This is a genomic window from Vibrio sp. 2096 (assembly GCF_033339595.1).
Taxonomy (GTDB): Bacteria; Pseudomonadota; Gammaproteobacteria; order Enterobacterales; family Vibrionaceae; genus Vibrio; species Vibrio alginolyticus.
Map to the genome: position 1 here is coordinate 167537 of NZ_JAWOUX010000002.1, position 24825 is coordinate 192361.

At 44.2% G+C, this 24825-nt stretch carries 27 protein-coding genes; 21 read left to right on the forward strand and 6 right to left on the reverse strand.

Translation table 11 applies throughout. The features are described from left to right. Window positions 1-51 precede the first annotated feature (51 nt). From lolA to R7Q41_RS04055, 6 genes are all read left to right on the forward strand, one after another. Window positions 52-678, forward strand: coding sequence for an outer membrane lipoprotein chaperone LolA (gene lolA, locus R7Q41_RS04030; RefSeq protein WP_005388103.1), 627 nt, complete (start codon window positions 52-54; stop codon window positions 676-678). After that, window positions 679-2034 carry a replication-associated recombination protein A gene (locus R7Q41_RS04035; protein ID WP_242531641.1) on the forward strand — a complete coding sequence of 452 codons (1356 nt, stop codon included), beginning with the start codon at window positions 679-681 and terminating at the stop codon, window positions 2032-2034. Window positions 2035-2125: 91 nt separating this feature from the next. Beyond that, window positions 2126-3433, forward strand: a complete 1308-nt coding sequence (gene serS / locus R7Q41_RS04040) for a serine--tRNA ligase (RefSeq protein ID WP_005378225.1) — start codon at window positions 2126-2128, stop codon at window positions 3431-3433. A 203-nt stretch (window positions 3434-3636) separates the two neighbouring features. Continuing rightward, a complete protein-coding gene (locus R7Q41_RS04045; RefSeq protein WP_318144369.1) occupies window positions 3637-4539 on the forward strand; it encodes an N-acetylmuramidase family protein in 903 nt (300 codons plus the stop codon). After that, window positions 4529-4957, forward strand: a complete 429-nt coding sequence (locus R7Q41_RS04050; protein ID WP_054575142.1) for a hypothetical protein — start codon at window positions 4529-4531, stop codon at window positions 4955-4957. The genes R7Q41_RS04045 and R7Q41_RS04050 overlap by 11 nt, the downstream gene beginning before the upstream one ends. Window positions 4958-5094: 137 nt before the next feature. Then, window positions 5095-5361, forward strand: coding sequence for a DksA/TraR family C4-type zinc finger protein (locus tag R7Q41_RS04055; protein ID WP_206969742.1), 267 nt, complete (start codon window positions 5095-5097; stop codon window positions 5359-5361). 69 nt (window positions 5362-5430) lie between these two features. On the opposite strand, the gene bioA is transcribed toward R7Q41_RS04055, so the two are convergent. Then, entirely contained in the window at window positions 5431-6711 is a 1281-nt protein-coding gene (bioA, locus tag R7Q41_RS04060; protein WP_318144370.1) for an adenosylmethionine--8-amino-7-oxononanoate transaminase, read from the reverse strand. Between the two features lie 130 nt (window positions 6712-6841). Between bioA and bioB the strand changes: the two genes are divergently transcribed. The 4 genes from bioB to bioD are packed head-to-tail and all read left to right on the forward strand — an operon-like array spanning window position 6842 to window position 10536. After that, entirely contained in the window at window positions 6842-7894 is a 1053-nt protein-coding gene (gene bioB / locus R7Q41_RS04065; protein WP_005378222.1) for a biotin synthase BioB, read from the forward strand. Beyond that, the gene (bioF, locus tag R7Q41_RS04070) at window positions 7881-9032 is read left to right on the forward strand and encodes an 8-amino-7-oxononanoate synthase (RefSeq protein ID WP_262680592.1); all 1152 of its coding nucleotides are present in this window, start codon (window positions 7881-7883) and stop codon (window positions 9030-9032) included. Before bioB ends, bioF begins: the two co-directional genes overlap by 14 nt. Then, window positions 9032-9853, forward strand: coding sequence for a malonyl-ACP O-methyltransferase BioC (bioC, locus tag R7Q41_RS04075; RefSeq protein WP_318144371.1), 822 nt, complete (start codon window positions 9032-9034; stop codon window positions 9851-9853). The genes bioF and bioC overlap by 1 nt, the downstream gene beginning before the upstream one ends. Further along, the gene (gene bioD / locus R7Q41_RS04080) at window positions 9850-10536 is read left to right on the forward strand and encodes a dethiobiotin synthase (protein WP_005388086.1); all 687 of its coding nucleotides are present in this window, start codon (window positions 9850-9852) and stop codon (window positions 10534-10536) included. Before bioC ends, bioD begins: the two co-directional genes overlap by 4 nt. 82 nt (window positions 10537-10618) lie before the next feature. Here bioD and R7Q41_RS04085 read toward each other — a convergent pair whose 3' ends face one another. Further along, window positions 10619-10786, reverse strand: a complete 168-nt coding sequence (locus R7Q41_RS04085) for a hypothetical protein (RefSeq protein WP_005378215.1) — start codon at window positions 10784-10786, stop codon at window positions 10619-10621. A gap of 509 nt (window positions 10787-11295) precedes the next feature. Here R7Q41_RS04085 and htpX point away from each other — a divergent pair. The 9 genes from htpX to R7Q41_RS04130 all read left to right on the forward strand — a co-directional run bounded on the left by htpX (window position 11296) and on the right by R7Q41_RS04130 (window position 18514). Then, a complete protein-coding gene (gene htpX / locus R7Q41_RS04090) occupies window positions 11296-12165 on the forward strand; it encodes a protease HtpX (RefSeq protein ID WP_005388085.1) in 870 nt (289 codons plus the stop codon). Window positions 12166-12374: 209 nt separating this feature from the next. After that, the gene (locus tag R7Q41_RS04095) at window positions 12375-12794 is read left to right on the forward strand and encodes a nuclear transport factor 2 family protein (RefSeq protein WP_005378211.1); all 420 of its coding nucleotides are present in this window, start codon (window positions 12375-12377) and stop codon (window positions 12792-12794) included. Further along, window positions 12791-13516, forward strand: a complete 726-nt coding sequence (locus tag R7Q41_RS04100; protein WP_186584340.1) for an SDR family oxidoreductase — start codon at window positions 12791-12793, stop codon at window positions 13514-13516. Before R7Q41_RS04095 ends, R7Q41_RS04100 begins: the two co-directional genes overlap by 4 nt. Window positions 13517-13528: 12 nt before the next feature. Further along, window positions 13529-14839: an NAD(P)/FAD-dependent oxidoreductase gene (locus tag R7Q41_RS04105; protein WP_318107955.1), complete on the forward strand. Its 1311-nt coding sequence runs from the start codon at window positions 13529-13531 to the stop codon at window positions 14837-14839. 1 nt (window position 14840) lies between these two features. Beyond that, window positions 14841-15659, forward strand: coding sequence for a DUF1365 domain-containing protein (locus tag R7Q41_RS04110; protein ID WP_005378205.1), 819 nt, complete (start codon window positions 14841-14843; stop codon window positions 15657-15659). Continuing rightward, window positions 15653-16909, forward strand: a complete 1257-nt coding sequence (locus R7Q41_RS04115) for an SAM-dependent methyltransferase (protein WP_025766883.1) — start codon at window positions 15653-15655, stop codon at window positions 16907-16909. Before R7Q41_RS04110 ends, R7Q41_RS04115 begins: the two co-directional genes overlap by 7 nt. 6 nt (window positions 16910-16915) lie before the next feature. Then, window positions 16916-17428 (forward strand): DUF2878 domain-containing protein, encoded by a 513-nt coding sequence (locus R7Q41_RS04120; protein ID WP_171345316.1) that lies wholly within the window; start codon window positions 16916-16918, stop codon window positions 17426-17428. Then, complete coding sequence (locus R7Q41_RS04125) at window positions 17388-17981, forward strand: chalcone isomerase family protein (protein ID WP_171345317.1); 594 nt, start codon at window positions 17388-17390, stop codon at window positions 17979-17981. The genes R7Q41_RS04120 and R7Q41_RS04125 overlap by 41 nt, the downstream gene beginning before the upstream one ends. Next, the gene (locus R7Q41_RS04130; RefSeq protein WP_318107959.1) at window positions 17981-18514 is read left to right on the forward strand and encodes a DUF3833 domain-containing protein; all 534 of its coding nucleotides are present in this window, start codon (window positions 17981-17983) and stop codon (window positions 18512-18514) included. Before R7Q41_RS04125 ends, R7Q41_RS04130 begins: the two co-directional genes overlap by 1 nt. A 133-nt stretch (window positions 18515-18647) precedes the next feature. Here the strand turns inward: R7Q41_RS04130 and purB are convergent, their stop codons facing one another. From purB to mnmA, 3 genes are all read right to left on the reverse strand, one after another. Further along, complete coding sequence (purB, locus tag R7Q41_RS04135) at window positions 18648-20018, reverse strand: adenylosuccinate lyase (protein ID WP_005378198.1); 1371 nt, start codon at window positions 20016-20018, stop codon at window positions 18648-18650. A 153-nt stretch (window positions 20019-20171) separates the two neighbouring features. Beyond that, the gene (hflD, locus tag R7Q41_RS04140; protein WP_005378194.1) at window positions 20172-20789 is read right to left on the reverse strand and encodes a high frequency lysogenization protein HflD; all 618 of its coding nucleotides are present in this window, start codon (window positions 20787-20789) and stop codon (window positions 20172-20174) included. A gap of 10 nt (window positions 20790-20799) precedes the next feature. Beyond that, window positions 20800-21924 (reverse strand): tRNA 2-thiouridine(34) synthase MnmA, encoded by a 1125-nt coding sequence (gene mnmA, locus R7Q41_RS04145; RefSeq protein ID WP_005378192.1) that lies wholly within the window; start codon window positions 21922-21924, stop codon window positions 20800-20802. 188 nt (window positions 21925-22112) lie between these two features. On the opposite strand from mnmA, the gene R7Q41_RS04150 reads away from it, so the two are divergent. Together R7Q41_RS04150 and R7Q41_RS04155 are read left to right on the forward strand one after the other, a co-directional pair. Continuing rightward, window positions 22113-22382, forward strand: coding sequence for a hypothetical protein (locus R7Q41_RS04150; protein WP_237305987.1), 270 nt, complete (start codon window positions 22113-22115; stop codon window positions 22380-22382). A 117-nt stretch (window positions 22383-22499) separates the two neighbouring features. After that, window positions 22500-23804 carry an inosine/guanosine kinase gene (locus R7Q41_RS04155; protein ID WP_025766879.1) on the forward strand — a complete coding sequence of 435 codons (1305 nt, stop codon included), beginning with the start codon at window positions 22500-22502 and terminating at the stop codon, window positions 23802-23804. Window positions 23805-23931: 127 nt separating this feature from the next. On the opposite strand, the gene R7Q41_RS04160 is transcribed toward R7Q41_RS04155, so the two are convergent. After that, window positions 23932-24339, reverse strand: coding sequence for an H-NS family nucleoid-associated regulatory protein (locus tag R7Q41_RS04160; protein WP_005378185.1), 408 nt, complete (start codon window positions 24337-24339; stop codon window positions 23932-23934). Window positions 24340-24825 lie beyond the last annotated feature (486 nt).

Below are 24825 nucleotides of genomic sequence, written 5' to 3' on the forward strand. Positions count from 1 at the left end.
TTACTCACCTCAGTCCAACTGAGGTGAGTGGTTCTAATAATAGGTATCTGAATGAAAAAACTATTTTCAGCGAAACTTTTCTCCGCGCTTGTTTTAAGCTTTTCCCTCTTCTCTACTGCACACGCAGCATCTCCTAAAGATGAATTAAACAAACGTCTTTCTATGAATGATGGCTTTAGTGCAGATTTCTCTCAGCAGGTTATCAGCCCTGAAGGCGAAACGGTTATGGAAGGAGAAGGTACGGTTGAAATTGCCCGCCCAAGCCTGTTCCGTTGGAGTACAACATTCCCTGATGAGAACCTATTGGTCTCTGACGGTAAGACATTGTGGTACTACAGCCCATTCATCGAGCAAGTGAGCATCTACTGGCAAGAGCAAGCAACAGAGCAAACGCCATTTGTTTTGCTAACGCGTAACCGAGCAAGTGATTGGAATAACTACAAAATATCTCAAAAAGGTGACCAGTTCACTCTCATTCCTACCGCAGTAGACTCCACACAAGGTCAATTCCAGATTAATATTGATGCTAAAGGTGTGGTGAAAGGTTTCAATGTGGTTGAACAAGACGGTCAAAAAGGTTTGTTCACCTTTAACAACGTGAAGCTGGGTAAACCAAAAGCAGACAGATTCACATTCACAATTCCAAAAGGTGTGGAAGTGGATGACCAAAGGAATTAATTGGTAGTGAGCAATTACACATTAGATTTCTCGGGGGACGAAGATTTTCGTCCCCTTGCTGCTCGTATGAGACCGGAAACGATTGAACAATACATCGGACAGCAGCACATTTTAGGTCCCGGTAAGCCACTGCGCCGTGCGCTAGAGGCGGGTCACATTCACTCGATGATCCTTTGGGGACCACCAGGCACAGGCAAAACGACATTAGCGGAAGTGGCTGCAAACTATGCCAATGCTGAAGTAGAGCGTGTGTCTGCGGTAACGTCTGGTGTGAAAGAAATCCGTGCTGCAATCGAGAAAGCACGTGAGAACAAAATGGCGGGCCGCCGCACCATCTTATTTGTGGATGAGGTGCATCGCTTCAACAAATCTCAACAAGACGCGTTTTTACCGCATATCGAAGATGGCACGGTTACCTTTATTGGTGCGACGACAGAAAACCCATCGTTTGAGTTAAACAACGCATTGCTGTCACGTGCACGTGTCTACAAGCTGACGTCTCTTGATAGAGATGAAATCTCACTGGCGCTGAACCAAGCGATCAGCGATAAAGAACGTGGCTTGGGCAATACACCTGCACACTTCGCTGATAACGTATTAGACCGCCTAGCAGAACTGGTAAACGGTGATGCTCGCATGTCTCTCAATTATCTTGAGCTGCTCTACGACATGGCAGAAGACAATGCGCAAGGTGAAAAAGAGATCACGCTTAAGTTGCTGGCTGAAGTGGCAGGGGAGAAAGTCTCTCGCTTCGATAACAAAGGTGATATCTGGTACGACTTAATCTCTGCGGTCCACAAATCCATTCGTGGTTCAAACCCGGACGCTGCGCTTTACTGGGCTGCACGTATGATTGCAGCGGGATGTGATCCTCTTTACATTGCCCGTCGATTACTTGCGATAGCATCGGAAGATGTCGGCAATGCGGACCCTAGAGCCATGCAAGTGGCACTCTCCGCGTGGGACTGTTTTACACGCGTTGGTCCAGCAGAAGGTGAACGTGCGATTGCTCAAGCTATTGTTTATCTCGCGTGCGCTCCAAAGAGTAATGCCGTTTACGTTGCTTGGAAACAAGCGCTAACGGACGCTCATAACTTACCTGAATATGAAGTGCCGCATCACCTTCGAAATGCGCCAACCAGTTTGATGAAAGACATGGGTTATGGGGCTGAGTATCGTTATGCTCACGATGAGCCTGGTGCTTACGCAGCCGGTGAGCAATATTTGCCGCCTGAAATGGGAGATCGTAGGTACTATCAGCCGACAAATCGTGGTCTAGAGACCAAAATCGGCGAAAAGTTAGATTACTTGGCTACTTTAGACGCAAATAGCCCACAAAAGCGCTATGAAAAGTAGGCGTTTTTGGATACATTTGTTCAGTAAATTTTTTTAACGCGTACGCTTGGAAAGTGCGCGTGATTTCACAACAAAAAGCATAGGATTAACAATGCTGGATTCTAAATTACTTCGTACAGAGCTGGATGAAACAGCTGCTAAACTGGCGCGTCGTGGCTTTAAGCTAGACGTAGATACTATTCGTAAACTTGAAGAACAACGTAAGTCCATTCAAGTAGAAGTAGAAAATTTACAATCCACGCGTAACTCCATCTCCAAGCAAATCGGCCAAAAAATGGCGGCTGGCGACAAAGAAGGCGCAGAAGAGATCAAGAAACAAATCGGTACGCTAGGTAGCGATCTTGATGCGAAGAAAGTTGAACTTGAGCAAGTAATGGCTCAACTAGACGAATTCACGCTTTCTGTACCAAACATCCCAGCAGATGAAGTGCCAGATGGCAAAGATGAAAACGACAACGTTGAAATCTCTCGTTGGGGTGAGCCAAAGTCTTACGACTTCGAACTGAAAGATCACGTTGACCTAGGCGAAATGGGCGACGGTCTAGACTTCGCAAGTGCAGTTAAGATCACTGGCGCACGTTTCATCGTGATGAAAGGCCAATTCGCTCGTCTACACCGTGCAATCGCTCAGTTTATGCTAGATCTTCACACTGAAGAGCACGGCTACACAGAAATGTACGTGCCTTACCTAGTAAACTCTGACAGCCTATTCGGTACTGGTCAGCTTCCTAAGTTCGGTAAAGACCTTTTCCACACAGAGCCTCTAGCGGAAAAAGTAAACGACGAAGAGCCACGTAAACTGTCTCTAATCCCTACTGCAGAAGTACCTGTAACGAACCTAGTTCGTGACACGATTTCTGACGAAGCGGATCTACCAATTAAGATGACAGCGCACACGCCATGTTTCCGCTCAGAAGCAGGTTCTTACGGTCGTGATACTCGTGGTCTGATTCGTATGCACCAGTTCGACAAAGTTGAGCTAGTACAAATCACTAAGCCAGAAGATTCAATGAACGCACTAGAAGAGCTAACAGGTCACGCTGAGAAAGTTCTACAACTTCTTGAGCTTCCTTACCGTAAAGTGGTTCTATGTACAGGTGACATGGGCTTTGGCGCTCGTAAGACTTACGACCTAGAAGTTTGGGTTCCTGCTCAAGAAACTTACCGTGAGATCTCTTCATGTTCTAACATGTGGGATTTCCAAGCTCGTCGTATGCAAGCGCGTTTCCGTCGTAAAGGCGAGAAGAAACCTGAGCTTGTACACACGCTAAACGGTTCTGGTCTTGCTGTAGGTCGTACAATGGTTGCTATCCTAGAAAACAACCAAGAAGCAGACGGCCGTATTGCAATCCCTACAGTACTTCAGAAGTACATGGCGGGCGCAACGCACATCGGTTAATTCATTAACCACTAGAACACCAAAACCCAGCCTTAGTGCTGGGTTTTTTGTTATCTGCGTCGAGTGAAAATACGTTGTTATGTAAATGTAGGATGAGGTATTGCATAGTTAGCCTAAATTATAAAAACCAGTCCCTAATGATATTTTTCTAAGCTTCATTGAGCATGACAAGCTCCTCCAAAATATTAAGAGGAGGTACTTTCATGGCTTCAATAAGAATAAGCGGCTCTGTTGGTTTAGGTGGTAAAAATGTGGATGCTGATATTCGTACGGTACAAAGGTCTATTAACCAATTGCTTGGTTCTTTAAAAGGAGTAAAGGAGCTTAAAGTGGATGGGAAAATAGGCTCTAGACCGGAAAACTCCAAGACTGTCGCCGCAATTAAAGCTTTTCAGAAAAACCTTGTTGGGATGGCTCGGCCAGATGGAAGGATAGATGTGAATGGAAGAAGCCATCGTAAGCTAAATGAGTATTTAAAACGAACGCCTGAGACCGCGGTGGCATATACGTTACCTTTGGTTGGCTCAAGAGATGCGTTGACGGACTTGGATTATCGCAAAGTAGCTGAAACTCTTGGATGCGAAGTCGCTGCTATTAAAGCTGTAGCGGAAGTTGAGAGCCGAGGAGAAGCCTACTTTAGCAATGGTAAGCCAAAGATTTTGTTTGAGGCTCATATATTTTCGAGACTCACTTCAAGAGCCTACGATAACAGTCATCCAAGTATTTCAAGTCGGCATTGGAATCGAAGTCTTTATGTTGGTGGTATCTCAGAATACGTACGTCTAAATAAAGCGATTGAACTGAATTCAAATGCAGCAATCCGCTCCGCATCTTGGGGACGTTTCCAAATTATGGGCTTTAATTTCAAGTTAGCTGGTCATGTTACCGCTGAATCCTTTGTTAAAGCTGTATTCGAGTCGGAGAAGAAACAACTTGAGGCTTTTGTTACGTTTATCCAAAAGTCTGGCTTAGGTGAGCATATAAGAGATAAAAATTGGGCTGCCTTTGCTCGTGGTTACAATGGTTCTGAGTATCAGAAAAATCAATACGACGTCAAATTAGAAAAGGCTTACAAAAAATATGCTTCGATTAAAAATGCTGCGTAACATTTCTTTGCTTGGACTTATTTTTAGTTCATCTGCTTGTGCTTTCAGCCACACTAATACTGCGCTATTTAAGTGTGATGCTTCACATCCTAACCGTCTAGAAATATCAATAGAAAACATAAACAGTCAGGTTCTACTGTCGGAGCTTAGCTTAGGGGGGAGCAGTATTGAAAGATCTTTAGTTATAAAGGACTTTAAATTAGACCAGTATCATCGAGCGTTGGTAGATGAGAAGTCACTGGAATTTAGTATTGGTGAGCGCGTCATATTGGTTAGTGAGTACTTTAGCGAGGAGTTTGATGAGGTTGAGAAGATACTCAGTGTTACTTTGAGAGAGCCTGAGCAAACGCAGTATTTTGAATGCGAGGAAGGGAGTATGAGTAACCTTGCATTGCTTTTCCATGAGAGCGCCGAATAATCGATTACAGAGTAATTATTACTAAAACGTAATAGTGTTTTCGTATTTACCTTAATTATCTTGTTATTTGTAATCGATATAATCATCCACCTTACCACGGTAAGTAGATTTTCTCATTCAAGTAACGAGGAGGGCTTATGGCCGTAGGGTGGGCAAACGACGATAGCGTCAGCCAACAAATTCAAAACACAATAGACGACGAGATTTCCCGTGTTCGTGGCAGTATCACAAAGGGTGAGAGCACCCATTACTGCGATGATTGTGGTGATGAGATCCCAGAAGCGCGTCGTCTTGCAATGAAAGGCGTTCGTTTGTGTATCGAATGTCAGTCAACAATCGAATTGGTATCTCAACGCCAAGCATTGTTCAATCGACGAGCGAGTAAAGACAGTCAACTTCGATAGCTTTACTGCTCTAATAAATAACGAGACGGTTTGAGTCTCATACTCAAACCGTTTTCGTATTGAATGGAACTATGAAGCGAAGCAGTCTTTACGTTGCAACGCTGCATCAATCGCGTTAACTAGCTTCTCAATATCTTCTGGCTTGCTGATGAACGGCGGCATCATATAAATCAGTTTGCCAAATGGACGAATCCACACTCCGTGTTCAACAAACAAGGCTTGGATGGTTTCCATATTCACAGGGCGAAGCGTCTCCACTACGCCAATAGCACCCAACCAACGGGTGTTTTTCACCAAGTCGTATTCTTCAAGTTTTGGTAGTAACTCAGAAAACAGCGTTTCAATTTGTTGGGTTTGTTGCTTCCAATCACCTTGCTCGATCAATTCCAAACTTGCAGTAGCTACGGCACAAGCGAGTGGATTCCCCATAAAGGTTGGACCGTGCATAAAACAACCAGCATCACCACCACAAACAGTGTCTGCTACGTGTTTGCTCGCGAGGGTCGCAGAGAGGGTCATGTAGCCGCCAGTAAGTGCTTTCCCGACACACAGAATGTCTGGTTGAATATCCGCATGTTCGCAGGCAAACAATTTACCTGTGCGTCCAAAACCGGTAGCGATCTCATCTGCAATCAATAACAGACCGTATTTGTCGCAAAGTCTACGCACGCCTTTGAGAAATTCTGGATGGTAGATACGCATGCCACCTGCGCCTTGAACGATAGGCTCAAGGATCACCGCAGCAAGTTCTTGATGGTGCGTCTCAATCTTGTGCTCGAAGTCGGTAAGGTCTTCTGGCTTCCATTCATCCCAATAACCACAAGTTGGTGACTCCGCAAAGATATGCTCAGGCAAAAAGCCTTTGTAGAGAGAGTGCATTGAGTTGTCAGGATCGGTGACCGACATCGCCGCAAACGTATCGCCGTGATAACCGTGTCGCAAAGTAAGAAACTTCGGTCGGCGTTCGCCTTTTGCATGCCAATATTGAAGTGCCATTTTTAAGCTGACTTCTACGGCAACAGAGCCTGAATCGGCAAGGAATAAATGTTCAAGATTACTTGGTGCTAGGGATAGCAACTTCTTACACAAACTGATTGCTGGCTGGTGGGTAATCCCGCCAAACATCACGTGAGAGACCTTATCGATTTGCTGGTGAGCGGCTTGATTTAAGTGCGGATGGTTATAGCCGTGGATCGTCGACCACCAAGAAGACATGCCATCGACCAGCTCAGTACCATCTTCCAATTTAATGTGCACACCATTTGCCGATGCCACTGGGTAGCAGGTCAGAGGTGTCAATGTAGAAGTGTAAGGATGCCAGATATGCTGGCGGTCGAAGGCGAGATCCATGTGCGATTCCAATAATAATTGAGATTAAAAAACAGACAGATGTAAACTTTGTTCTTTTGCGTTGTGTTGACAGTTTATCGAGACTCAGTAGACTGTCAACACAACAACAAAAGTGACTAAAGGAATACACGTGGAAGTTCGTCATAACTGGACGCATGCTGAAGTGCGCGATCTCATGGAAAAACCATTCATGGATCTCCTATTCGAAGCGCAGCTTGTACATCGTCAATATCAACAAACCAACCATGTTCAAGTAAGCACGCTTCTGTCGATTAAGACAGGTGCTTGTCCAGAAGATTGTAAGTACTGTCCTCAGAGTGCTCGTTACACCACAGACATCGAAAAAGAGCGTCTGATGGAAGTAGAACGCGTACTCGATGCTGCGCAAAAAGCCAAAAATGCTGGTTCTACTCGATTCTGTATGGGCGCAGCATGGAAAAACCCGAAAGAGCGTGACATGCCACATTTGACCGACATGATCAAAGGCGTGAAGGGCATGGGTTTAGAAACGTGTATGACATTAGGCATGCTGACGCCAGATCAAGCAAAGCAATTGGCAACCGCAGGTCTGGATTACTACAACCACAACCTAGATACCTCACCTGAATTTTACGGCAACATCATTACCACACGTACTTACCAAGACCGTTTAGATACTTTGTCTCACGTTCGTGATGCTGGCATGAAGATTTGTTCCGGTGGCATCATCGGCATGGGTGAAAGTGCTAACGACCGAGCTGGTTTGTTGGTTGAATTGGCTAACTTACCGGTACACCCTGAAAGCGTTCCAATCAACATGCTCGTGAAGGTAAAGGGGACACCACTGGAAGAAGTGGATGATGTTGAGCCTTTCGATTTCATTCGCCTGATTGCGATTGCACGAATCATGATGCCTCAATCAGCCGTTCGTTTATCCGCTGGCCGTGAAAACATGAACGAACAAATGCAAGCGCTGTGTTTTATGGCGGGTGCAAACTCCGTTTTCTATGGCTGCAAGCTTCTGACCACGCCAAACCCTTCTGAAGACAAAGACATGATGCTGTTCAACAAGCTCGGTATTAACAGCCAAGAGGTGTCTCAAAAGCCTGATGAAATCGAAGAAAACGAGTTACTCGATCGCGTCGTAGAGCGCGTTGCTGCCCGTCCGACAAAAGACGACCTTTTCTACGATGCCAGCGTTTAAATCTCGTATCGAGTCCGCCCTTGCTGAGCGTAAAACGCAAGGGTTGAATCGTTCTATGAATGTGGTGTTTGCCGGTAACCAGTCCGTTTTGGAACACGAAGGTAGACGCTACATTAATTTCTCAAGTAATGATTATTTGGGATTGGCTAATGACCAAGCGCTTGTTCGGGCTTGGCAGCAAGGTTTAAGCGTATATGGTAGTGGCAGTGGAGCATCACCGATGGTGACTGGCTTTAGTGCCGCGCACAGCAATTTAGAAGCCGCACTGACCGAATGGTTGGGTTACGACAGAGCAATTCTGTTTGGTTCTGGATTCAGTGCTAATCAAGCCTTGTTGTTCACCTTGTTGGAAAAATCAGACGTATTGATCCAAGACCGTTTGAACCATGCCTCACTGATGGAAGCGGGGGCGTTGTCACCAGCTAAGATGAAGCGCTTCAAACACAATGACATCGAGCACCTAAAGTCGCTGATTAATAGCGAAGACAACCATCTAGTTGTGAGTGAAGGGGTATTCAGCATGGACGGCGACTGTGCGCCGCTTAGCGATATAGCTGAAGTCACTCGTAGTCATGATGCTTGGTTTGCTGTCGATGACGCTCATGGTATTGGCGTTCTTGGTCAATCCGGTGGTGGTTCTTGTGAGTTGGCAACGGTTAAACCCGAGATACTGATCGTTACTTTCGGCAAAGCGTTTGGTATGTCTGGCGCGGCTATTTTATGTGACCACGCAACGGGGGACTTTTTAACTCAGTTTGCTCGTCACCATGTGTATTCCACAGCGATGCCTCCGGCACAAGCCTATGCGCTAACGCATGCGGTTTCTATCGTTCAAGAGCAGTCTTGGCGACGTGAAAAGCTTTCAGAGCTTAGTGAAGTGTATCGAGACTGCCTCAGCGATCTGGAGGGCTTTGTTGAGACTCAGACTTCGATTAAGCCGTTTGTGATTGGTGAATCTGAACTGGCTTTGCAGGTTGCGAGCGCTTGTCGCCAAAACGGCATTTGGGTTACCGCTATTCGACCACCGACGGTGCCTAAAGGGACGTCTCGCCTTCGAATCACACTCACTGCCAATCACACCAACGAACAAGTTAAAACGCTTTCAATGGCATTGAAGCAAGCATTAGGAGCGCTGTAATGGATAATGCAACTACCGCATTAGCGCAAACGCTCGCGTTAGAGAGTTTCCATCAAGATAAAGACGCGATTGCCTCTTCGTTTGGTAAAGCAGCAGAAACATACGATAAACATGCGGCTTTTCAACGTGATGTCGGGCATCAGCTGCTTGATAAACTTCCTGAAAACTTGACGGGAAAACGTGTATTGGATTTAGGTTGTGGCACGGGTTATTTCTCCCAACTACTTCAACAACGCGGTGCGGAAGTAGTCTGCGGCGATATCTCTCAAGCCATGTTAGATAAAGCAGAGCAGCGTTGTGGTGCAGTACGAATGCACTACCAAGTTGCTGATGCTGAAAACTTACCATTTGACGATGATAGCTTCGATTACGTGTTTTCAAGTTTAGCGCTGCAATGGTGTACAGATTTAAGTTACCCACTAAAAGAAGTGCGCCGCGTGCTAAAAAATGGTGGGAAAGCGTGGTTCTCTACACTGGTTGATGGATCACTGTATGAGCTGCGTGCATCATGGGAAAAAATTGATGCATATCAACACGTCAATAACTTTCTAACGCTCAATCAGGTAAAAATTGCGTTAGCGCAATCTCGATGTGACAGCCATCAACTAGACTTGACCACCATCACAGTTTGGTACGACTCTGCATTTTCAGTTATGCGTGACCTCAAAGGTATAGGTGCAAATCACGTAAGCGGGCGCTCACACGGTTTAACTAGTCGCGAGACTTTGTTAAAAGTTGAGCATGCGTACCAAGCGTTTAAAGACGATCAAGGTCTTCTACCTGCAAGTTATCAGGTTTGTTTTGGAGTAATACATCTATGATTGATGCTTTTTTTATTGCTGGTACGGATACTGATGTTGGAAAGACGGTAGCGTCTAAAGCCATTTTGCAAGCGATCGCAGCAAAAGGACTAAACACTATTGGTTATAAGCCAGTGGCAGCAGGGAGTGACAAGACTGAAGCGGGATGGCGCAACTCTGATGCTTTACACTTACAAGACGTCGCAACACTCGATGTGGCCTATGATGATGTGAACCCATACGCTTTAGAGTTGCCTGCTTCTCCCCACATTGCAGCGAAGCATGAACATGTCGAAATAAGTTACGATGTTCTGAGTCAAAAACTGGCTCAACATAAGCAGCAAGCCGATGTTGTTCTCGTTGAAGGTGCTGGAGGCTGGCGTGTGCCAGTATCCGATACGGACTGTTTATCTACATGGGTAAAAGAAGAGCAGTTACCTGTTGTACTGGTGGTTGGCATTAAATTAGGCTGTTTGAGCCACGCTTTACTCACAGCGGAGAGTATTAAAGCGGATGGTTTGAATCTTGTTGGCTGGGTGGCAAACCGCGTCAACCCAGGCACAGAGCACTACGCTGACATTATCGAGATGCTAGAAGCACGTATCGATGCACCTAAGCTTGGGGAAATTCCATATATTCCAAGTGCTAAACGCAAAGAGCTAGGCAAGTACATTAATGTAGAGCCGTTGCTAAACACTGACTAATGGTGTTTAGGATAAAAGACTAAAAAACCCAAAGGGCTGCGCAATGCAGCCCTTTCTTGTTGGTGTAACCTAAAAAGTCAGATTACTTATCTTGGCTGAGCCCCATCAATGCTTGTTGTGTTTCTGCAACACGCTGAGACATATGATGATCGGTTGAAATACCAAGTTGTTGCTTTGCCTCGTCCTCTGAGATGCCTAGGTGACAACGTAGTAAATCAATAGCCATTTGATAGTCGTTAGTTTCTACCATGGTTTTTCCCTCAATACATGGAGTTTTTGAGCTCACCCAATGCACTTTTTGCAATGTACTTAGAGTGGCTCTGTTTTGTTCATCTCATTCGAATTTAGCATGTCCATGTAGCCGCACAATAAGACCAAAGTCTATAGCAGAGCTAACGTACTGTTTTTGGTCTATTAAAAAATTTCTAGCTAAGTTGCTAAGAGGTGATAGATTTAACACCAAGATCATCTATCAATAGATGATGGGTAGCTCAGAGCTTATTTTATCATTTTGATAAATGTATATGAACGGAGGTTCCAGCTCCTACCAAAGCATGTTTTGAAATCGCTTGAATCAAATATTTCAGTCCCGAAAACAAATGTTGCAATTTATTGCTTAACCTTGTTTTTATCGCGGATAGACTATATCTATAACGCACGGAACATGAAAATCAACGGAATTGGCTTTTATAGCGATTACCATTTGTTCCTTATAACAATCCGTTTTAAAAAAACGATAAGCTTCCTCGGAGAAAAGTAATGAAGCGAATTATGTTATTCCTAGCAACTAACCTAGCTGTCGTGCTAGTGCTTAGTGTTGTTCTGAATATTGTTTACGCTGTAACTGGAATGCAACCAGGCAGTCTGTCAGGTTTACTTGTAATGGCTGCTGTATTTGGTTTTGGTGGCGCATTTATTTCGTTGATGATGTCAAAGGGTATGGCGCTACGCTCGGTTGGTGGTATGGTCATTGAAAGCCCGCGCAACGAAACGGAGCATTGGTTAGTCGAAACTGTGGGTCGTCAAGCTCAACAAGTGGGTATTGGTATGCCAACGGTGGCTATTTATGATTCACCAGATATCAATGCATTTGCGACAGGTGCAAAACGAGATGACTCTCTTGTCGCAGTTTCTACTGGTCTTTTACACAATATGACTCGTGATGAGGCAGAGGCAGTACTTGCACACGAAGTGAGCCATATTGCAAATGGTGATATGGTCACGATGACGTTGATGCAAGGTGTCGTGAACACGTTTGTTATCTTCCTATCACGCTTTATTGCCAATATCGTGGCATCGAACGATGATGAAGAAGGCCAAGGTACAAATATGATGGTTTACTTTGGCGTATCCATGGTGCTTGAACTGGTATTTGGTTTCCTAGCTAGCTTCTTGACTATGTGGTACAGCCGTCATCGCGAATTCCACGCGGACGCAGGTGCTGCGCGCCTCGTTGGCAAAGAAAAAATGATTGCGGCTCTAGAGCGTTTGAAGGTGAGTCATGAATCTCAACTGGATGGCACCATGATGGCGTTTGGTATCAATGGCAAGCAGTCGCTGACTGAGCTACTAATGAGCCACCCTCCGCTAGATAAACGTATTGCAGCGTTGCGAGGCCAGCAATACTAATTGTTCCTACTTAAATAATTGTTAATCTGCTGAAAAGGCTTGGTTTTGACCAAGCCTTTTTTTTCGCCGATTGATCGCGTGCGAACTTCATCACGTACTACTTACAGAAATAAAGTTATACAAAATTATTTTTGTACAACTTTGGAGGAATGAACTATCTTGTACATATAATAATTTTGTACAACTTAATGGGCGTGTAGGAGTAAAAAATGGACATACAGTCTGTTGGCAATATCTATCAAAAGCTCAACAAAGCGAACTTACATCTGCTTAAGGATATATATCACCAAGATGTAGTATTTGAGGACGCAGCGCATCGTTTAGAAGGATGGCCAGCACTTTCGGATTATTTCACCTCATTATATGCCAACGTCATCAGTTGTGATTTTGTAATCCATGAGCATCAACAAGTCGGAGATACAGGCTTCCTAACTTGGACAATGGACCTTCAGCATCCCAAACTTCAGAAGGGTGCGCCTATTCTCGTCAATGGTGTTTCGCACCTCAAATTTAGCGAAGGTCAGGTCATTTATCACCGAGACTATTTTGATCTCGGAGAGATGCTCTATGAGCATTTACCATTACTTGGTTCAGTCGTTAAAACCATCAAGCAGAGGTTAGGACAATGAACAACACCATTTTAATCACAGGCGCCACCTCCGGAATAGGAAGACAGCTTGCCCTAGATTACGCGACCTCAGAATGGAATGTGATTGCTTGTGGTCGGAATCAAGATGTTCTTGCAGAACTGGAGGCAGTTTCTTCCAAAATTCATACATTGCAGTTTGATGTGACAAATTATGAGGAAACTCAGCAGGCGCTCTCTAATTTGCCCTTTACGCCAAACACATGGGTTTTTAACGCAGGCGATTGTGAGTACATGGATGAGGGAGTGGTCGACGCGAAACTCATGGCGCGTGTGATGAACGTAAATGTTGTCGGTGTTGCCAACTGCGTTGAAGGCTGCCAAGTACATTTAGAGAGAGGGCACCGCATTGTTATTGTTGGCTCTATCGCATCAGAAGTGGCACTGCCTCGTGCAGAAGCTTACGGCGCATCCAAAGCGGCAGTCAGTTATTTTGCACGCACGCTCGCCGTCGACTTGAAAAAGAAAGGGATCAATGTGGTAACGGTGTTTCCTGGTTTTGTTGAAACGCCGTTGACTGACAAAAACGACTTCGAAATGCCAATGATCATTTCTACTCAGCAAGCGTCGGACTCTATCAGGAAGCAGTTAGCCGCCAACAAGACCTATATCTATTTCCCAGCGAGATTTACCAGTATTTTACGTTTTATCTCGTTACTTCCATACAGTTGGCAAGCTCGCCTAACTGCTAAACTCGTATCATAAGAAGGAATAAAAATGAAAACAGCAGGAAGAAAGAAGATAGCGATTGTGGGAACGGGAATCTCTGGCCTTACTTGTGGTTATTACTTGCATAAAGAACATGATGTAACGCTTTTTGAAGCGAACGATTACATCGGTGGCCATACTGCAACCGTTGATGTGAGCCTTGATGGTAGAGAATACGCGATAGACACTGGGTTCATCGTCTATAACGACCGTACGTACCCTAATTTCATTAAAATGATGAGCGAGATTGGCGTTGAAGGTCTGCCGACTCAAATGAGCTTCAGTGTCAGAAACGATGGGAACGGACTAGAGTACAACGGCCACACAGTGTCGACATTGTTCGCTCAAAAACGCAACTGGGCAAACCCTAAATTTTATCGATTTATCTTCGAGATACTTCGTTTCAATAAACTTGCCAAGCGCTTCGCTAGCGAGCAATCCTCGCACTCTCAGACGTTAGGTGAGTTCCTTGATGAACACAAATTCAGTGCTTTCTTTACCGATAACTACATATTACCGATGGGTGCTGCGATTTGGTCGTCGACTTTAGCTGACATGCGTGCATTCCCTCTTATGTTCTTCTTACGTTTCTTCCTCAACCACGGTCTGCTAGATGTGACTAACCGGCCACAATGGTATGTGATTAAAGGTGGTTCACGTTCATACATTCCACCATTGACCAAAGGCTTTGCCGAGAGTATTCGTCTTAATAGTCCTGTCAAAAAAGTGGTTCGCAACGAAAAAGGGGTTGGCGTTCAAGTTCGCGGAGAAACGCATTGGTTTGATGACGTTATCTTTGCTTGTCACAGTGATCAAGCAATGAGAATGCTAGAGGATATCAGCCCAATTGAGCAGGAAATCTTGGGGGATATGACATACCAAGCAAATGAAGTTGTTCTTCATACCGACTCTGCCGTACTACCAAAACGTAAGGCAGCATGGGCATCATGGAACTACCTATTGGAAGGCAGTGAGGAGGAACAGCAACGCCTCCCTTCGCTAACTTATAACATGAACATTCTTCAGCATATTCAATCAGAACACACGTTTTGTGTAACGTTGAATAGTACTGAGCAAATTAACTCAAATAAAGTCTTGCGTTCGTTCACTTATCATCATCCAGTATTCACCACTGAGTCTATTGCAGCGCAGCAGCGCAAAAATGAGATACAGGGTAAACAAAGTACCTGGTTCTGCGGCGCTTATTGGTACAACGGTTTTCATGAAGATGGCGTGCGTAGCGCGCTTGATGTTGTGAAAGAACTAGAAGAAAAGTACCGCGAACAAAATGTGGTTCCTTTCGAAAAAGGCGCAGCGTGATATGGATAGCCAAATGAACAGCCGATTGTTTATAGGCAACGTTCGTCACCGTCGATTCACGCCGGTGAATCATGAGTTGAACTACTCTTTATTTATGCCCGCCATCGATGTAGACGAGCTCGATGCTTTAGAGAAAAAAGTATGGGGTTTTGGTTCGCGTTGGTGGCATTGGGCTCGCTTCAAGCGCAGTGATTACATTGGTGAAGGTAGCGTCAAGTCGGCAGTGCACAGCAAAATTGAAGAACTGACAGGTGTTCGCTGTACCGGCAAGGTAATCGCAGTCTGTCACTTGCGTTATCTAGGACTTTATTTCAGTCCCGTTAATTTCTACTACGTTTATAACACGGAAGGAGAATGGAAGTATCTCCTCGCAGAGGTGAGTAACACTCCTTGGAATGAACGACATTACTACGTGGTGTCAGCAGATAAAGAAGAAGAAAAGTTTGGTTGGGAACAAGTTAAAGCATTCCATGTTTCACCATTCAACCCGATTGACCAACTCTACCGCTGGAGAATTAAACCTTTGACAGACAAGTTGAACATTCATCTTGAATGTCACAAAGGAGAGAAACACTTTGATGCCACCATGGTTATGAAAGCCAAGCCACTTTCAAGCAAAACCTTATTGAGGTGTTTGATCGTTACACCAATACAAACGGTAAAAGTAATGGTTGGTATTTATTGGCACGCATTAAAACTTTGGGTGAAAGGCGCACCTTTTTATTCTCATCCTAAATATTCAACGCATGAAGAAATAGAAGCCGATACTGAAAAAACAGACAAAAAAAATAAAAAGCACAAGGAGAATTCTGCATGTTAAATACTAGTTCTATGACATTGCCGCGTAAATTGACGACAACGCAAAAAGCGGCTCGCGGAGTTATTTTTCAATGTCTGCAAAAAATGGAAATCGGCTGCTTAACAGTTATTGAAAGTTTTAAGACGGAAACGACAGAGCGAAGCGAGCGTTTTAGTGCGCCAAATGGGGAGTACAGTGGTCAACCTGTTGTCGCTACTATAGAGGTAAAACATCCAGGCTTTTATTCACGGATCTTGCAGGGCGGCAGTATTGCTGCTGGTGAGGCTTATATGGATGGGTGGTGGGATAGCCCCGATTTAACCTCATTAATGAAACTGATGGCCCTTAACATGCGTGCTCTAGATAAACTCGAAGAGCAAGGCAGTTGGTTGACTAAAATACTGTACAAGTTCAGCCATTGGTCAAACAGAAACTCTGAAGAGAACTCACGTAAAAATATCCATGCGCATTACGACTTGGGTAACAACCTATACGAAGCGTTCCTTGACACCAATATGCTGTACTCGTCGGCGCTTTACAATCATGCGGATGACTCTCTAGAGCAGGCTCAAATCAACAAAATGGATCGTCTATGTCAGCAACTTGAGCTGAAATCTACCGATCATGTTGTTGAAATTGGCACTGGGTGGGGCGCTATGGCGATTTACATGGCTGAACAATACGGTTGTCAGGTCACCACAACAACGATATCTGAAGAGCAACACGCGTACGCGGAGCAAAAAATCAAAGAGCGTGGCTTAGAAGACAAAATCACTCTACTCAAAGAAGATTACCGAAACCTAACCGGCACTTATGACAAGCTCGTTTCTATTGAAATGATTGAAGCTGTGGGCAAACAATTCCTGCCTTCGTACATTAAGGTCTGTGAGTCTTTATTGAAGTCTGGTGGCTTGATGGCGATTCAAGCGATTACGATTGCCGATCAGCGTTACGATTACTACAGTAACAACGTCGACTTTATCCAAAAGTACATTTTCCCGGGTGGTTTTTTACCGTCGGTAACCTCACTAACCCAAGCAACAACAAAGTACAGTGACTTAGTGACGCGAGACTTGTTCGATATTGGTTTGGACTACGCCAAGACGCTGAACGAATGGCACCTTCGTTTTAATCGAGCAGAGAATGAAGTGCGCTCGTTTGGCTACGACGACCGCTTTGTGCGTATGTGGCGCTACTATTTGAGCTACTGTGAAGGTGGCTTTTTGGCTCGCACGATCAGTGCAGTTCACATGACGTTTCAACGCCCGTAGTTCGTTATGAAGGTATTTCTTGCTTCGACATGGTTCCAACTCTGCTGGTTTGCAGCGGTGCTTGGAACCTATCAATGGCAATGGGTCACGTTATTCCTTACTTTGGCAACCCTACTATATTGTCTGAAAAGCGATGCATCTTCGCTCAAAAGTATTGGTGTTATCGTCACGAGCGGGCTCGTGCTTGATACGCTCAATCAACAACTCTCGGTCTTTGTCTTTCCAACCCCATGGCTGCCAGTCTGGTTATTATGCTTGTGGGTTTTGTTTTCTTGGTATGCCTATCAACTTAAGTCAATTTTGTACCGTTTCCCAAAAACCTACGTATCAATAGTAGGCGGACTCGGAGGAACAGTGAGCTACTTTGCTGGCTATAAGCTCCAAGCCGTTGAATTTGGATTTAGCACTGGCGCTACACTGGCAATGTTGTTTGTCGAATGGTGCGTCATGATGCTCTTGATACTCAAGGTGTACGGAAATGAAAAGCTTGAAGAGAGTTTTAACTCAGAGACTGACTAGGTTGCTTGCGTTGGTAATAGTAACTGGCTCTTTTGCTCTGCAAGCTCAACCTGTTGGAAATAGCGAAGCTGCCAGCAACATTGCGAATTGGAAGGGGTGGAAAACTGTTGGAGAAGCCCAACTTACTTGGTTCATCTTCGATATTTATCACTCAAGATTAAAAGCGCCTGATGGAAAGTTCATCGTAAGCGATGACGTATCGCCACATCCCCTTGCATTGGAAATTAATTACAAGAGAGACATCAGTAAGCAACAGCTGCTTGATGTGACGGATGAGCAGTGGGCGAAATTGGGTTTTACTGACTCATATCGAAAAGATTGGATTAGCGAGCTCGATCGTATGTTTCCTGATATTCAAAAAGGTGACGAGCTTACTTATCTAACAGATGGAAAATCTGGTCAGCTTTTTTATAAGCAGGTTGGGGACGTGCAAGTAAAGAACGTTGGTATCATTGAAGACGAACGAATGAACGATGCATTTTTGGCTATATGGTTATCACCCAACACAGAATTTCCGAAACTCCGAAAACAATTGATAGGGCAGGTTAGATAGTGTTTAAACGAATTTTTAAATCAGCGACTTTAGTGGCAGCTGTTTTTCTTTCGGCATGTTCCGCAGACATTGATAATTACCGCTCTTCTACACCGACTTTTGACGTATTCGGTTATTTCGAAGGCGACATAAAGGCGTGGGGGATGGTGCAAGATTATACCGGACAGCAAACGCGTCGCTTTGAAGCCGATATAGTGGGTACTGTAGCGGGTGATACGCTGACGCTGGTGGAAGACTTCGTGTTTGATGACGGAGAGGTGGACCAGCGAATTTGGGTTATCACTAGATTAGAAGACGGTCGTTATGAAGGTAAGGCAGACGATATTATAGGTGTAGCAACAGGGGAAGAGCAGGGCAATGCGTTACAGTGGCAATATGACTTTGAGCTACAAATGGAGGATTCATCAGTGACGGTTGCTTTTGATGATTGGCTTTATCGTCAGGATGACAGACACGTTTTCAATCTAACGAAAATAAAAAAGTTTGGTGTGGAAGTAGGAACAATAACCTTGTTCTTCCAAAAGCAGCCATAACAAATGGGGCTGATCTTCAATTAATAATCCATTCCATATAACTAAAATTATTTTCTCCCGACCTAACTCTCCTAACTAAAAAAGGTTGACGCTTTCGCGTCAACCTTTTAGGTATCTGGTCGTTACACGAGGATTACAGCTTATCTGTCAGCTCGATTGCTTGACCGATATAGTTCGCTGGCGTCATCTCTTTCAGACGTGCTTTCTCGTGCTCAGGAAGCTCAAGACCGTCGATGAAGTTACGCATTGCTTCGCCGTCTACACGCTTACCACGAGTTAGCTCTTTCAGCTTCTCGTATGGCTTCTCGATGCCGTAACGACGCATAACTGTTTGTACTGGCTCAGCTAGTACTTCCCAGTTCTTGTCTAGTTCAGCAAGAAGCGCTTCACGGTTTACTTCTAGCTTGCTGATGCCTTTAAGCGTAGAAGTGTAAGCGATGATAGCGTAGCCAACACCAACACCAAGGTTACGTAGAACCGTTGAGTCAGTTAGGTCACGTTGCCAACGAGAGATAGGCAGTTTCTGTGCTAGGTGGCCGAATACAGCGTTCGCAAGACCTAGGTTACCTTCTGAGTTTTCAAAGTCGATTGGGTTAACTTTGTGAGGCATTGTTGAAGAACCGATCTCACCTGCAATAGTTTTTTGCTTGAAGTGGCCTAGTGCAATGTAACCCCAAACGTCACGGTCGAAGTCAATCAGGATAGTGTTGAAACGAGCGATAGCGTCGAACAGCTCAGCGATGTAATCGTGCGGTTCGATTTGAGTTGTGTAAGGGTTCCAAGTTACGCCTAGAGACTCTGTGATGAACTCTTCAGAGAACTTGTGCCAATCTAGCTCTGGGTAAGCAGAAAGGTGTGCATTGTAGTTACCCACTGCACCGTTGATTTTCGCTAGGATCTCAACGTTTTCGATTTGCTTGAATTGACGCTCCATACGGTACGCCACGTTTGCCATTTCTTTACCCATAGTAGATGGAGAAGCAGGCTGACCGTGTGTACGAGATAGAAGAGGAATGTCGCGGTATTCCACTGCTAGTGCTTTGATAGCGTCGATTAGGTTACGGATTTCTGGAAGAATCACGTTCTCACGCGCTTCTTTAAGCATTAGAGCGTGTGATGTGTTGTTGATGTCTTCAGAAGTACATGCGAAGTGGAAGAACTCGTTTACTGCGTGCAGTTCAGGAACGTCTGCTACTTTCTCTTTTAGGAAGTACTCAACCGCTTTTACGTCGTGGTTAGTTGTACGCTCGATCTCTTTGATACGGCGTGCATCTTCTTCAGAGAAGTTTGCAGCAAGGTCGTCTAGGAATTGGTTTGCTTCTGCGCTAAACGCTGGCACTTCTGCAATTTCAGCAGTAGCAGCAAGCTTTTGTAGCCAGCGGATTTCAACGATAGTACGGTATTTTAGTAGACCGTATTCACTGAAAATTTCGCGTAACGCAATTGTCTTGCTTCCGTAACGGCCGTCTACTGGTGAAACAGCAGTCAATGCTGACAGTTCCATGATGTTCTCCTGAATTGGGTTTCTAAATTTCGTGAGCTTTATACCAATAACTGTGGCAATTGTCACGAATATTGCGCAAACGTTTGCGCGGGATTTGTTTTAGTCGAAAAAAATGAGCTCGCGATAAACGCGAGCTGCTTATTTGATATTTTACTACAGACGAGCAAGAAGGATTTGTGCTTGCTCTACCATCTTCTTGCGCCCGAAGATTAGGTGGCGACGCTTACCACCAACTTGACGCCAAAGAACTGCACTACGAATGCCAGATAACAACAGCGCACGAACTTTGTGTTGGCTTGCCGTCTGCTGCAGTACAGATGGCGTGCCCGTTACTTGAATGCGTGGGCCAATAGGGCTAACGACATCCAGATAGATGCTCGCTAAATTGCTGATCATTTGATCGTCTAGTAGCTCAAAGTGCTCTGACTGACGCTTGGCCATTTGAATACGATCACCAAGCTGAGACATAGCATCGTTACGAGAGCTTAACTTACGCTCTAACGCCATTAAACTAATAATGTAACGAGTAATTTCACTGCCTGATGGTGTGCTATCAATCCCCTTAACCAAGCACTCTAGGCCGAGCTTTAGATCGGCTTCGCGACCGAATACGCCAACTGTGTTAGCAGGGTTCGTGCTCAAAATAGCGTTGATTGATGTTTCAAAAGCATCTTGATCACAATGTCCGTTTCTCGCTACCTGTTGAACTAAAGCAACAGCTTGGCAAATCCCAGCGAAAGCGATAGTACGGTCATAAAGTGTATTCGCCACGTAACGACTCCTAAGCTTGAGAATATTTAATGCGTTGCTCGATGATGCCGCCACCTAGGCACACGTCACCTTTGTAGAACACTGCTGATTGACCTGGAGTTACAGCAATTTGTGGCTCGTCAAAGATAACTTTAATGTTTTCATCATCGATAGGGATGATTGTACAAGGAATATCTTCCTGACGGTAACGAGTTTTCACTGTGCACTTCATAACATCGCGAATTGGCTCACGATCTACCCAGTGAAGTTGTGATGCAAGTAGACCTTCTGATTTTAACATTGGATGGTCTTTACCTTGAACGGCAATCAAAACGTTACGTTCTAGATCTTTCTCACCAACGAACCATGGGTCCTCGTTACCACCGCCGCCTTTACGGCCACCGATGTGCAGACCTTTACGCTGACCAAGCGTGTGGTACATCAGGCCTTGATGTTGACCAATCACTTCGCCTTCAGGTGTTTCGATGTTGCCTGGTTGAGCTGGAAGGTAGCGACCTAGGAATTCAGTAAACTTGCGTTCGCCGATGAAACAAATACCCGTAGAGTCTTTCTTCTTCGCCGTGATTAGATCTTGCTCTTCCGCGATGCGGCGTACTTCTGGCTTCTCTAGGTCACCAACAGGGAATAGGCTACGTGCGATTTGCTCGTTGCTTAATGTGTACAGGAAGTAGCTTTGATCTTTGTTGCCATCTAGACCACGTAACATTTGTGGTTTTTCACCGTTTTCTGGGAAAGAGCGACGCACATAGTGGCCCATTGCAATGTAATCAGCATCAAGTACTTCATCAGCGAATTCTAGGAATGCTTTGAACTTGATTTCTTTGTTACAAAGAATGTCAGGGTTCGGAGTACGGCCCGCTTTGTATTCAGCAAGGAAGTACTCAAATACGTTATCCCAGTATTCGGCAGCAAAGTTGATAGTGTGTAGGTGGATGCCTAGCTTGTCACATACTGCCTGAGCGTCAGCAAGATCTTCTGCCGCTGTACAATATTCTTCGTTGTCATCTTCTTCCCAGTTCTTCATGAAAAGGCCTTCTACTTGGTAGCCTTGCTGCTTTAGAAGATACGCGGAAACAGATGAATCAACGCCGCCGGACATACCGACGATGACTTTCTTTTGGCTGTTATCAGACATTACTAAACACCACTTAAATAAACGGGATGCAGATTCTATCAGAATCCACAGACCGGTGACAGATCCGAGATCGAAATCACAATTCGTTTCGCTGGATTTTTCTTCAACAAAGATTCGAACGAGTAATTTCGCAAGTATAGAAGAGGTATATATGGCATAGTTGGCCAAAATCCAAGAGGAAACATCAAATGACAGAAGAAAACCAATTTATGCAAGAAAGTGAGTTGATTGAAATTGTTGAAAATCAGCTCGAAGATGGTAACCCGCTTAAAGTAAAAGAAACCCTTATGCGTTTAATGATGACTGGCACACCACGTGAAGATGCGGTTGCGATGATGGCATGTGCGATGTCAATTGAGGTTTTTGATGTAATGAAGAATGAGGGTGAGTTCAACCTAAAGCGTTATAGCGAGCACCTTGAGCAACTACCAGATCTCAGCTTTATGGAAGGTGAATAAGCCACCTAAAAGAAAAAAGCTGTCAGCAAACGTTTGCTATAATTGCTTTTATTGCCGCTTTATTATTAGCGGTATAGAATCCGTTCTCCTTTTCATCCCCTTACTCAGACTGACAATATGAAATTTCCTGGACAACGCAAATCGAAGCACTATTTTCCTGTTCATGCTCGTGACCCGCTGGTGAGCCAAGCACAAGAAAGCAAGAAGATGACGCGCACTCACATCATTGGTATTGACCAAACTTTGGTTGATATTGAAGCTAAAGTTACAACGGATGTGATTGAAAAGTACGGTCTGAGTAAAGGTCACTCTTTGGTTATTGATGACGAAAGAGCAGAAGAGTTGTACCAGCAACTTAAAGAAGAGAACTTAATTACCAATGAGTATGCGGGTGGCACAATTGGTAACACGCTACACAACTACTCTGTGCTAGCAGATGATCGCTCTACGCTGCTTGGAGTGATGAGCCAGGATATCAAAATTGGCAGCTATGGCTACCGTTACCTTTGTAATACATCAAGCCGCATGGACTTGAACTATCTACAAGGTGTTGATGGCGCTATCGGTCGTTGTTTCGCTCTTATTACAGAAGATGGTGAACGTACTTTTGCGATCAGTGAAGGGCAAATGAACCAACTGCATCCTGATAGCATTCCAGAAAAAATCTTTAAAAATGCATCGGCGCTTGTACTAACGTCATATTTAGTACGTTGTAAAGAAGGCGACCCAATGCCTGAAGCAACAATGAAAGCGATTGAGTACGCGAAAAAGAATGATGTACCTGTTGTTCTGACTCTTGGGACGAAGTTCGTTATTCAAGATGACCCGAAATATTGGCAAGAATTCATTCGAGATAACGTTTCAGTCGTTGCGATGAATGAAGATGAAGCAGAAGCTCTGACGGGTGAGTCAGACCCACTTGCTGCATCTGATAAAACACTGGAGTGGGCAGATCTAGTATTGTGCACCGCGGGGCCTGTAGGCCTATTTATGGCGGGTTATACGGAAGATAGCGCGAAGCGCGAAACTTCTTTGCCATTACTTCCAGGGTCAATTGCTGAATTTAATCGTTATGAATTCAGTCGTCCGGCGAAAAAAGACTCATGCGAGACGCCAATAAAAGTGTACTCGCATATCTCGCCATATATGGGTGGCCCAGAAAAAATTAAGAATACAAATGGCGCAGGTGATGCTGCGTTATCTGCTGTTCTTCATGATATGGCAGCAAATAAATACCATAAAGAAAATGTGCCTAATTCAAGCAAGCACAGTAACGAGTATTTAACTTACTCTTCTTTTTCTCAAGTCTGCAAATACGCAAACCGTGCTAGCTACGAAGTTCTCGTGCAACATTCACCACGATTGTCGCGCGGACTTCCTGAGCGAGAAGATAGCCTAGAAGAAGCATACTGGGAACGTTAATACGAAGCGATTTAATTAACTATTCTGTAACTAAAGTAAAAGGCACATTAAGAAACGTGCCTTTTTTATTTGTAATGGTTTAAATAAAAAAGGCTCCCTATGGGAGCCTTTTAAAAATAGCACGGATCTAGATTAGGAACTCATCCAGAGATTTACCTGCATCAAGTTGCTCTTGAATCGCCGAAGGTGTACGACCTTGGCCAGTCCAAGTTTTCTCATTACCGTTTGAATCTGTGTATTTGTATTTAGCAGGGCGAGGTGCGCGCTTCGCTTTGCCTTTCGTCTTAGTTTCGCCAGATAGCGCAGTAATAAGTGCTTCTACGTCAATACCGTCTTGAGCGATTTTCTCAGCAATCTCTGCAAGCTTAGCTTCTTGCTCTGCTTGTGCTGCGCGTTCTGCTTCTTCTGCTTCACGACGCTCATCTACGACAGTAGTGAGTTTATCTAGAGCTTCTTCCAATTGTTCTAGAGTCAGCTCACGAGAAAATGCACGAAGGCTACGGATATTTAGAAGGGTTTTAGTCAGCTCTGACATAACGATTCCTATTAAAAGGTTAATGTGTTGGGCACTTTTTATCGTTACGATTAAATAATGCCAATCTATAAATAAACAAAGAGTCCTTATATTTAACTTTATCTTTTCCTTATGTGCAAATGCTAAATCAAGATTTTGTTTAAATTTGACTATTTTTTAAAGCAATTAATATTATTACACTCGAAATAAATCATTATTAGATGAGAACTAAAATCAACAATCATTATTGTATAGAGAGAGTGACAGCTTGGTTTTTTATAAAAAAATTTGAGTTATTACTTAAAAATATGAAGCATCCATCTTTAATGCTGTGTCATATATCCTTAATTTATTGATATAAGATAAACCATGATATTTCTAAGGTAGTAATAATGTTTCATAAATAACATGATTGATGTGATTTCAGTTGCACAAAACTTATGGAAGTAGGCAAGGTTTATAAATTATCTCAGTCATTATTTATTTGTTTAATTTAGTTTGATGTGT

Bases quoted from the DNA above. Each gene is read 5' to 3' on its own strand.
- lolA (WP_005388103.1), top strand. From the start codon at position 52: ATGAAAAAACTATTTTCAGCGAAACTTTTCTCCGCGCTTGTTTTAAGC.
- serS (WP_005378225.1), top strand. From the start codon at position 2,126: ATGCTGGATTCTAAATTACTTCGTACAGAGCTGGATGAAACAGCTGCT.
- R7Q41_RS04045 (WP_318144369.1), top strand. From the start codon at position 3,637: ATGGCTTCAATAAGAATAAGCGGCTCTGTTGGTTTAGGTGGTAAAAAT.
- R7Q41_RS04050 (WP_054575142.1), top strand. From the start codon at position 4,529: ATGCTGCGTAACATTTCTTTGCTTGGACTTATTTTTAGTTCATCTGCT.
- R7Q41_RS04055 (WP_206969742.1), top strand. From the start codon at position 5,095: ATGGCCGTAGGGTGGGCAAACGACGATAGCGTCAGCCAACAAATTCAA.
- bioA (WP_318144370.1), bottom strand. From the start codon at position 6,711: ATGGATCTCGCCTTCGACCGCCAGCATATCTGGCATCCTTACACTTCT.
- bioF (WP_262680592.1), top strand. From the start codon at position 7,881: ATGCCAGCGTTTAAATCTCGTATCGAGTCCGCCCTTGCTGAGCGTAAA.
- bioC (WP_318144371.1), top strand. From the start codon at position 9,032: ATGGATAATGCAACTACCGCATTAGCGCAAACGCTCGCGTTAGAGAGT.
- bioD (WP_005388086.1), top strand. From the start codon at position 9,850: ATGATTGATGCTTTTTTTATTGCTGGTACGGATACTGATGTTGGAAAG.
- R7Q41_RS04085 (WP_005378215.1), bottom strand. From the start codon at position 10,786: ATGGTAGAAACTAACGACTATCAAATGGCTATTGATTTACTACGTTGT.
- htpX (WP_005388085.1), top strand. From the start codon at position 11,296: ATGAAGCGAATTATGTTATTCCTAGCAACTAACCTAGCTGTCGTGCTA.
- R7Q41_RS04095 (WP_005378211.1), top strand. From the start codon at position 12,375: ATGGACATACAGTCTGTTGGCAATATCTATCAAAAGCTCAACAAAGCG.
- R7Q41_RS04100 (WP_186584340.1), top strand. From the start codon at position 12,791: ATGAACAACACCATTTTAATCACAGGCGCCACCTCCGGAATAGGAAGA.
- R7Q41_RS04105 (WP_318107955.1), top strand. From the start codon at position 13,529: ATGAAAACAGCAGGAAGAAAGAAGATAGCGATTGTGGGAACGGGAATC.
- R7Q41_RS04110 (WP_005378205.1), top strand. From the start codon at position 14,841: ATGGATAGCCAAATGAACAGCCGATTGTTTATAGGCAACGTTCGTCAC.
- R7Q41_RS04115 (WP_025766883.1), top strand. From the start codon at position 15,653: ATGTTAAATACTAGTTCTATGACATTGCCGCGTAAATTGACGACAACG.
- R7Q41_RS04120 (WP_171345316.1), top strand. From the start codon at position 16,916: ATGAAGGTATTTCTTGCTTCGACATGGTTCCAACTCTGCTGGTTTGCA.
- R7Q41_RS04125 (WP_171345317.1), top strand. From the start codon at position 17,388: ATGAAAAGCTTGAAGAGAGTTTTAACTCAGAGACTGACTAGGTTGCTT.
- purB (WP_005378198.1), bottom strand. From the start codon at position 20,018: ATGGAACTGTCAGCATTGACTGCTGTTTCACCAGTAGACGGCCGTTAC.
- mnmA (WP_005378192.1), bottom strand. From the start codon at position 21,924: ATGTCTGATAACAGCCAAAAGAAAGTCATCGTCGGTATGTCCGGCGGC.
- R7Q41_RS04150 (WP_237305987.1), top strand. From the start codon at position 22,113: ATGACAGAAGAAAACCAATTTATGCAAGAAAGTGAGTTGATTGAAATT.
- R7Q41_RS04155 (WP_025766879.1), top strand. From the start codon at position 22,500: ATGAAATTTCCTGGACAACGCAAATCGAAGCACTATTTTCCTGTTCAT.
- R7Q41_RS04160 (WP_005378185.1), bottom strand. From the start codon at position 24,339: ATGTCAGAGCTGACTAAAACCCTTCTAAATATCCGTAGCCTTCGTGCA.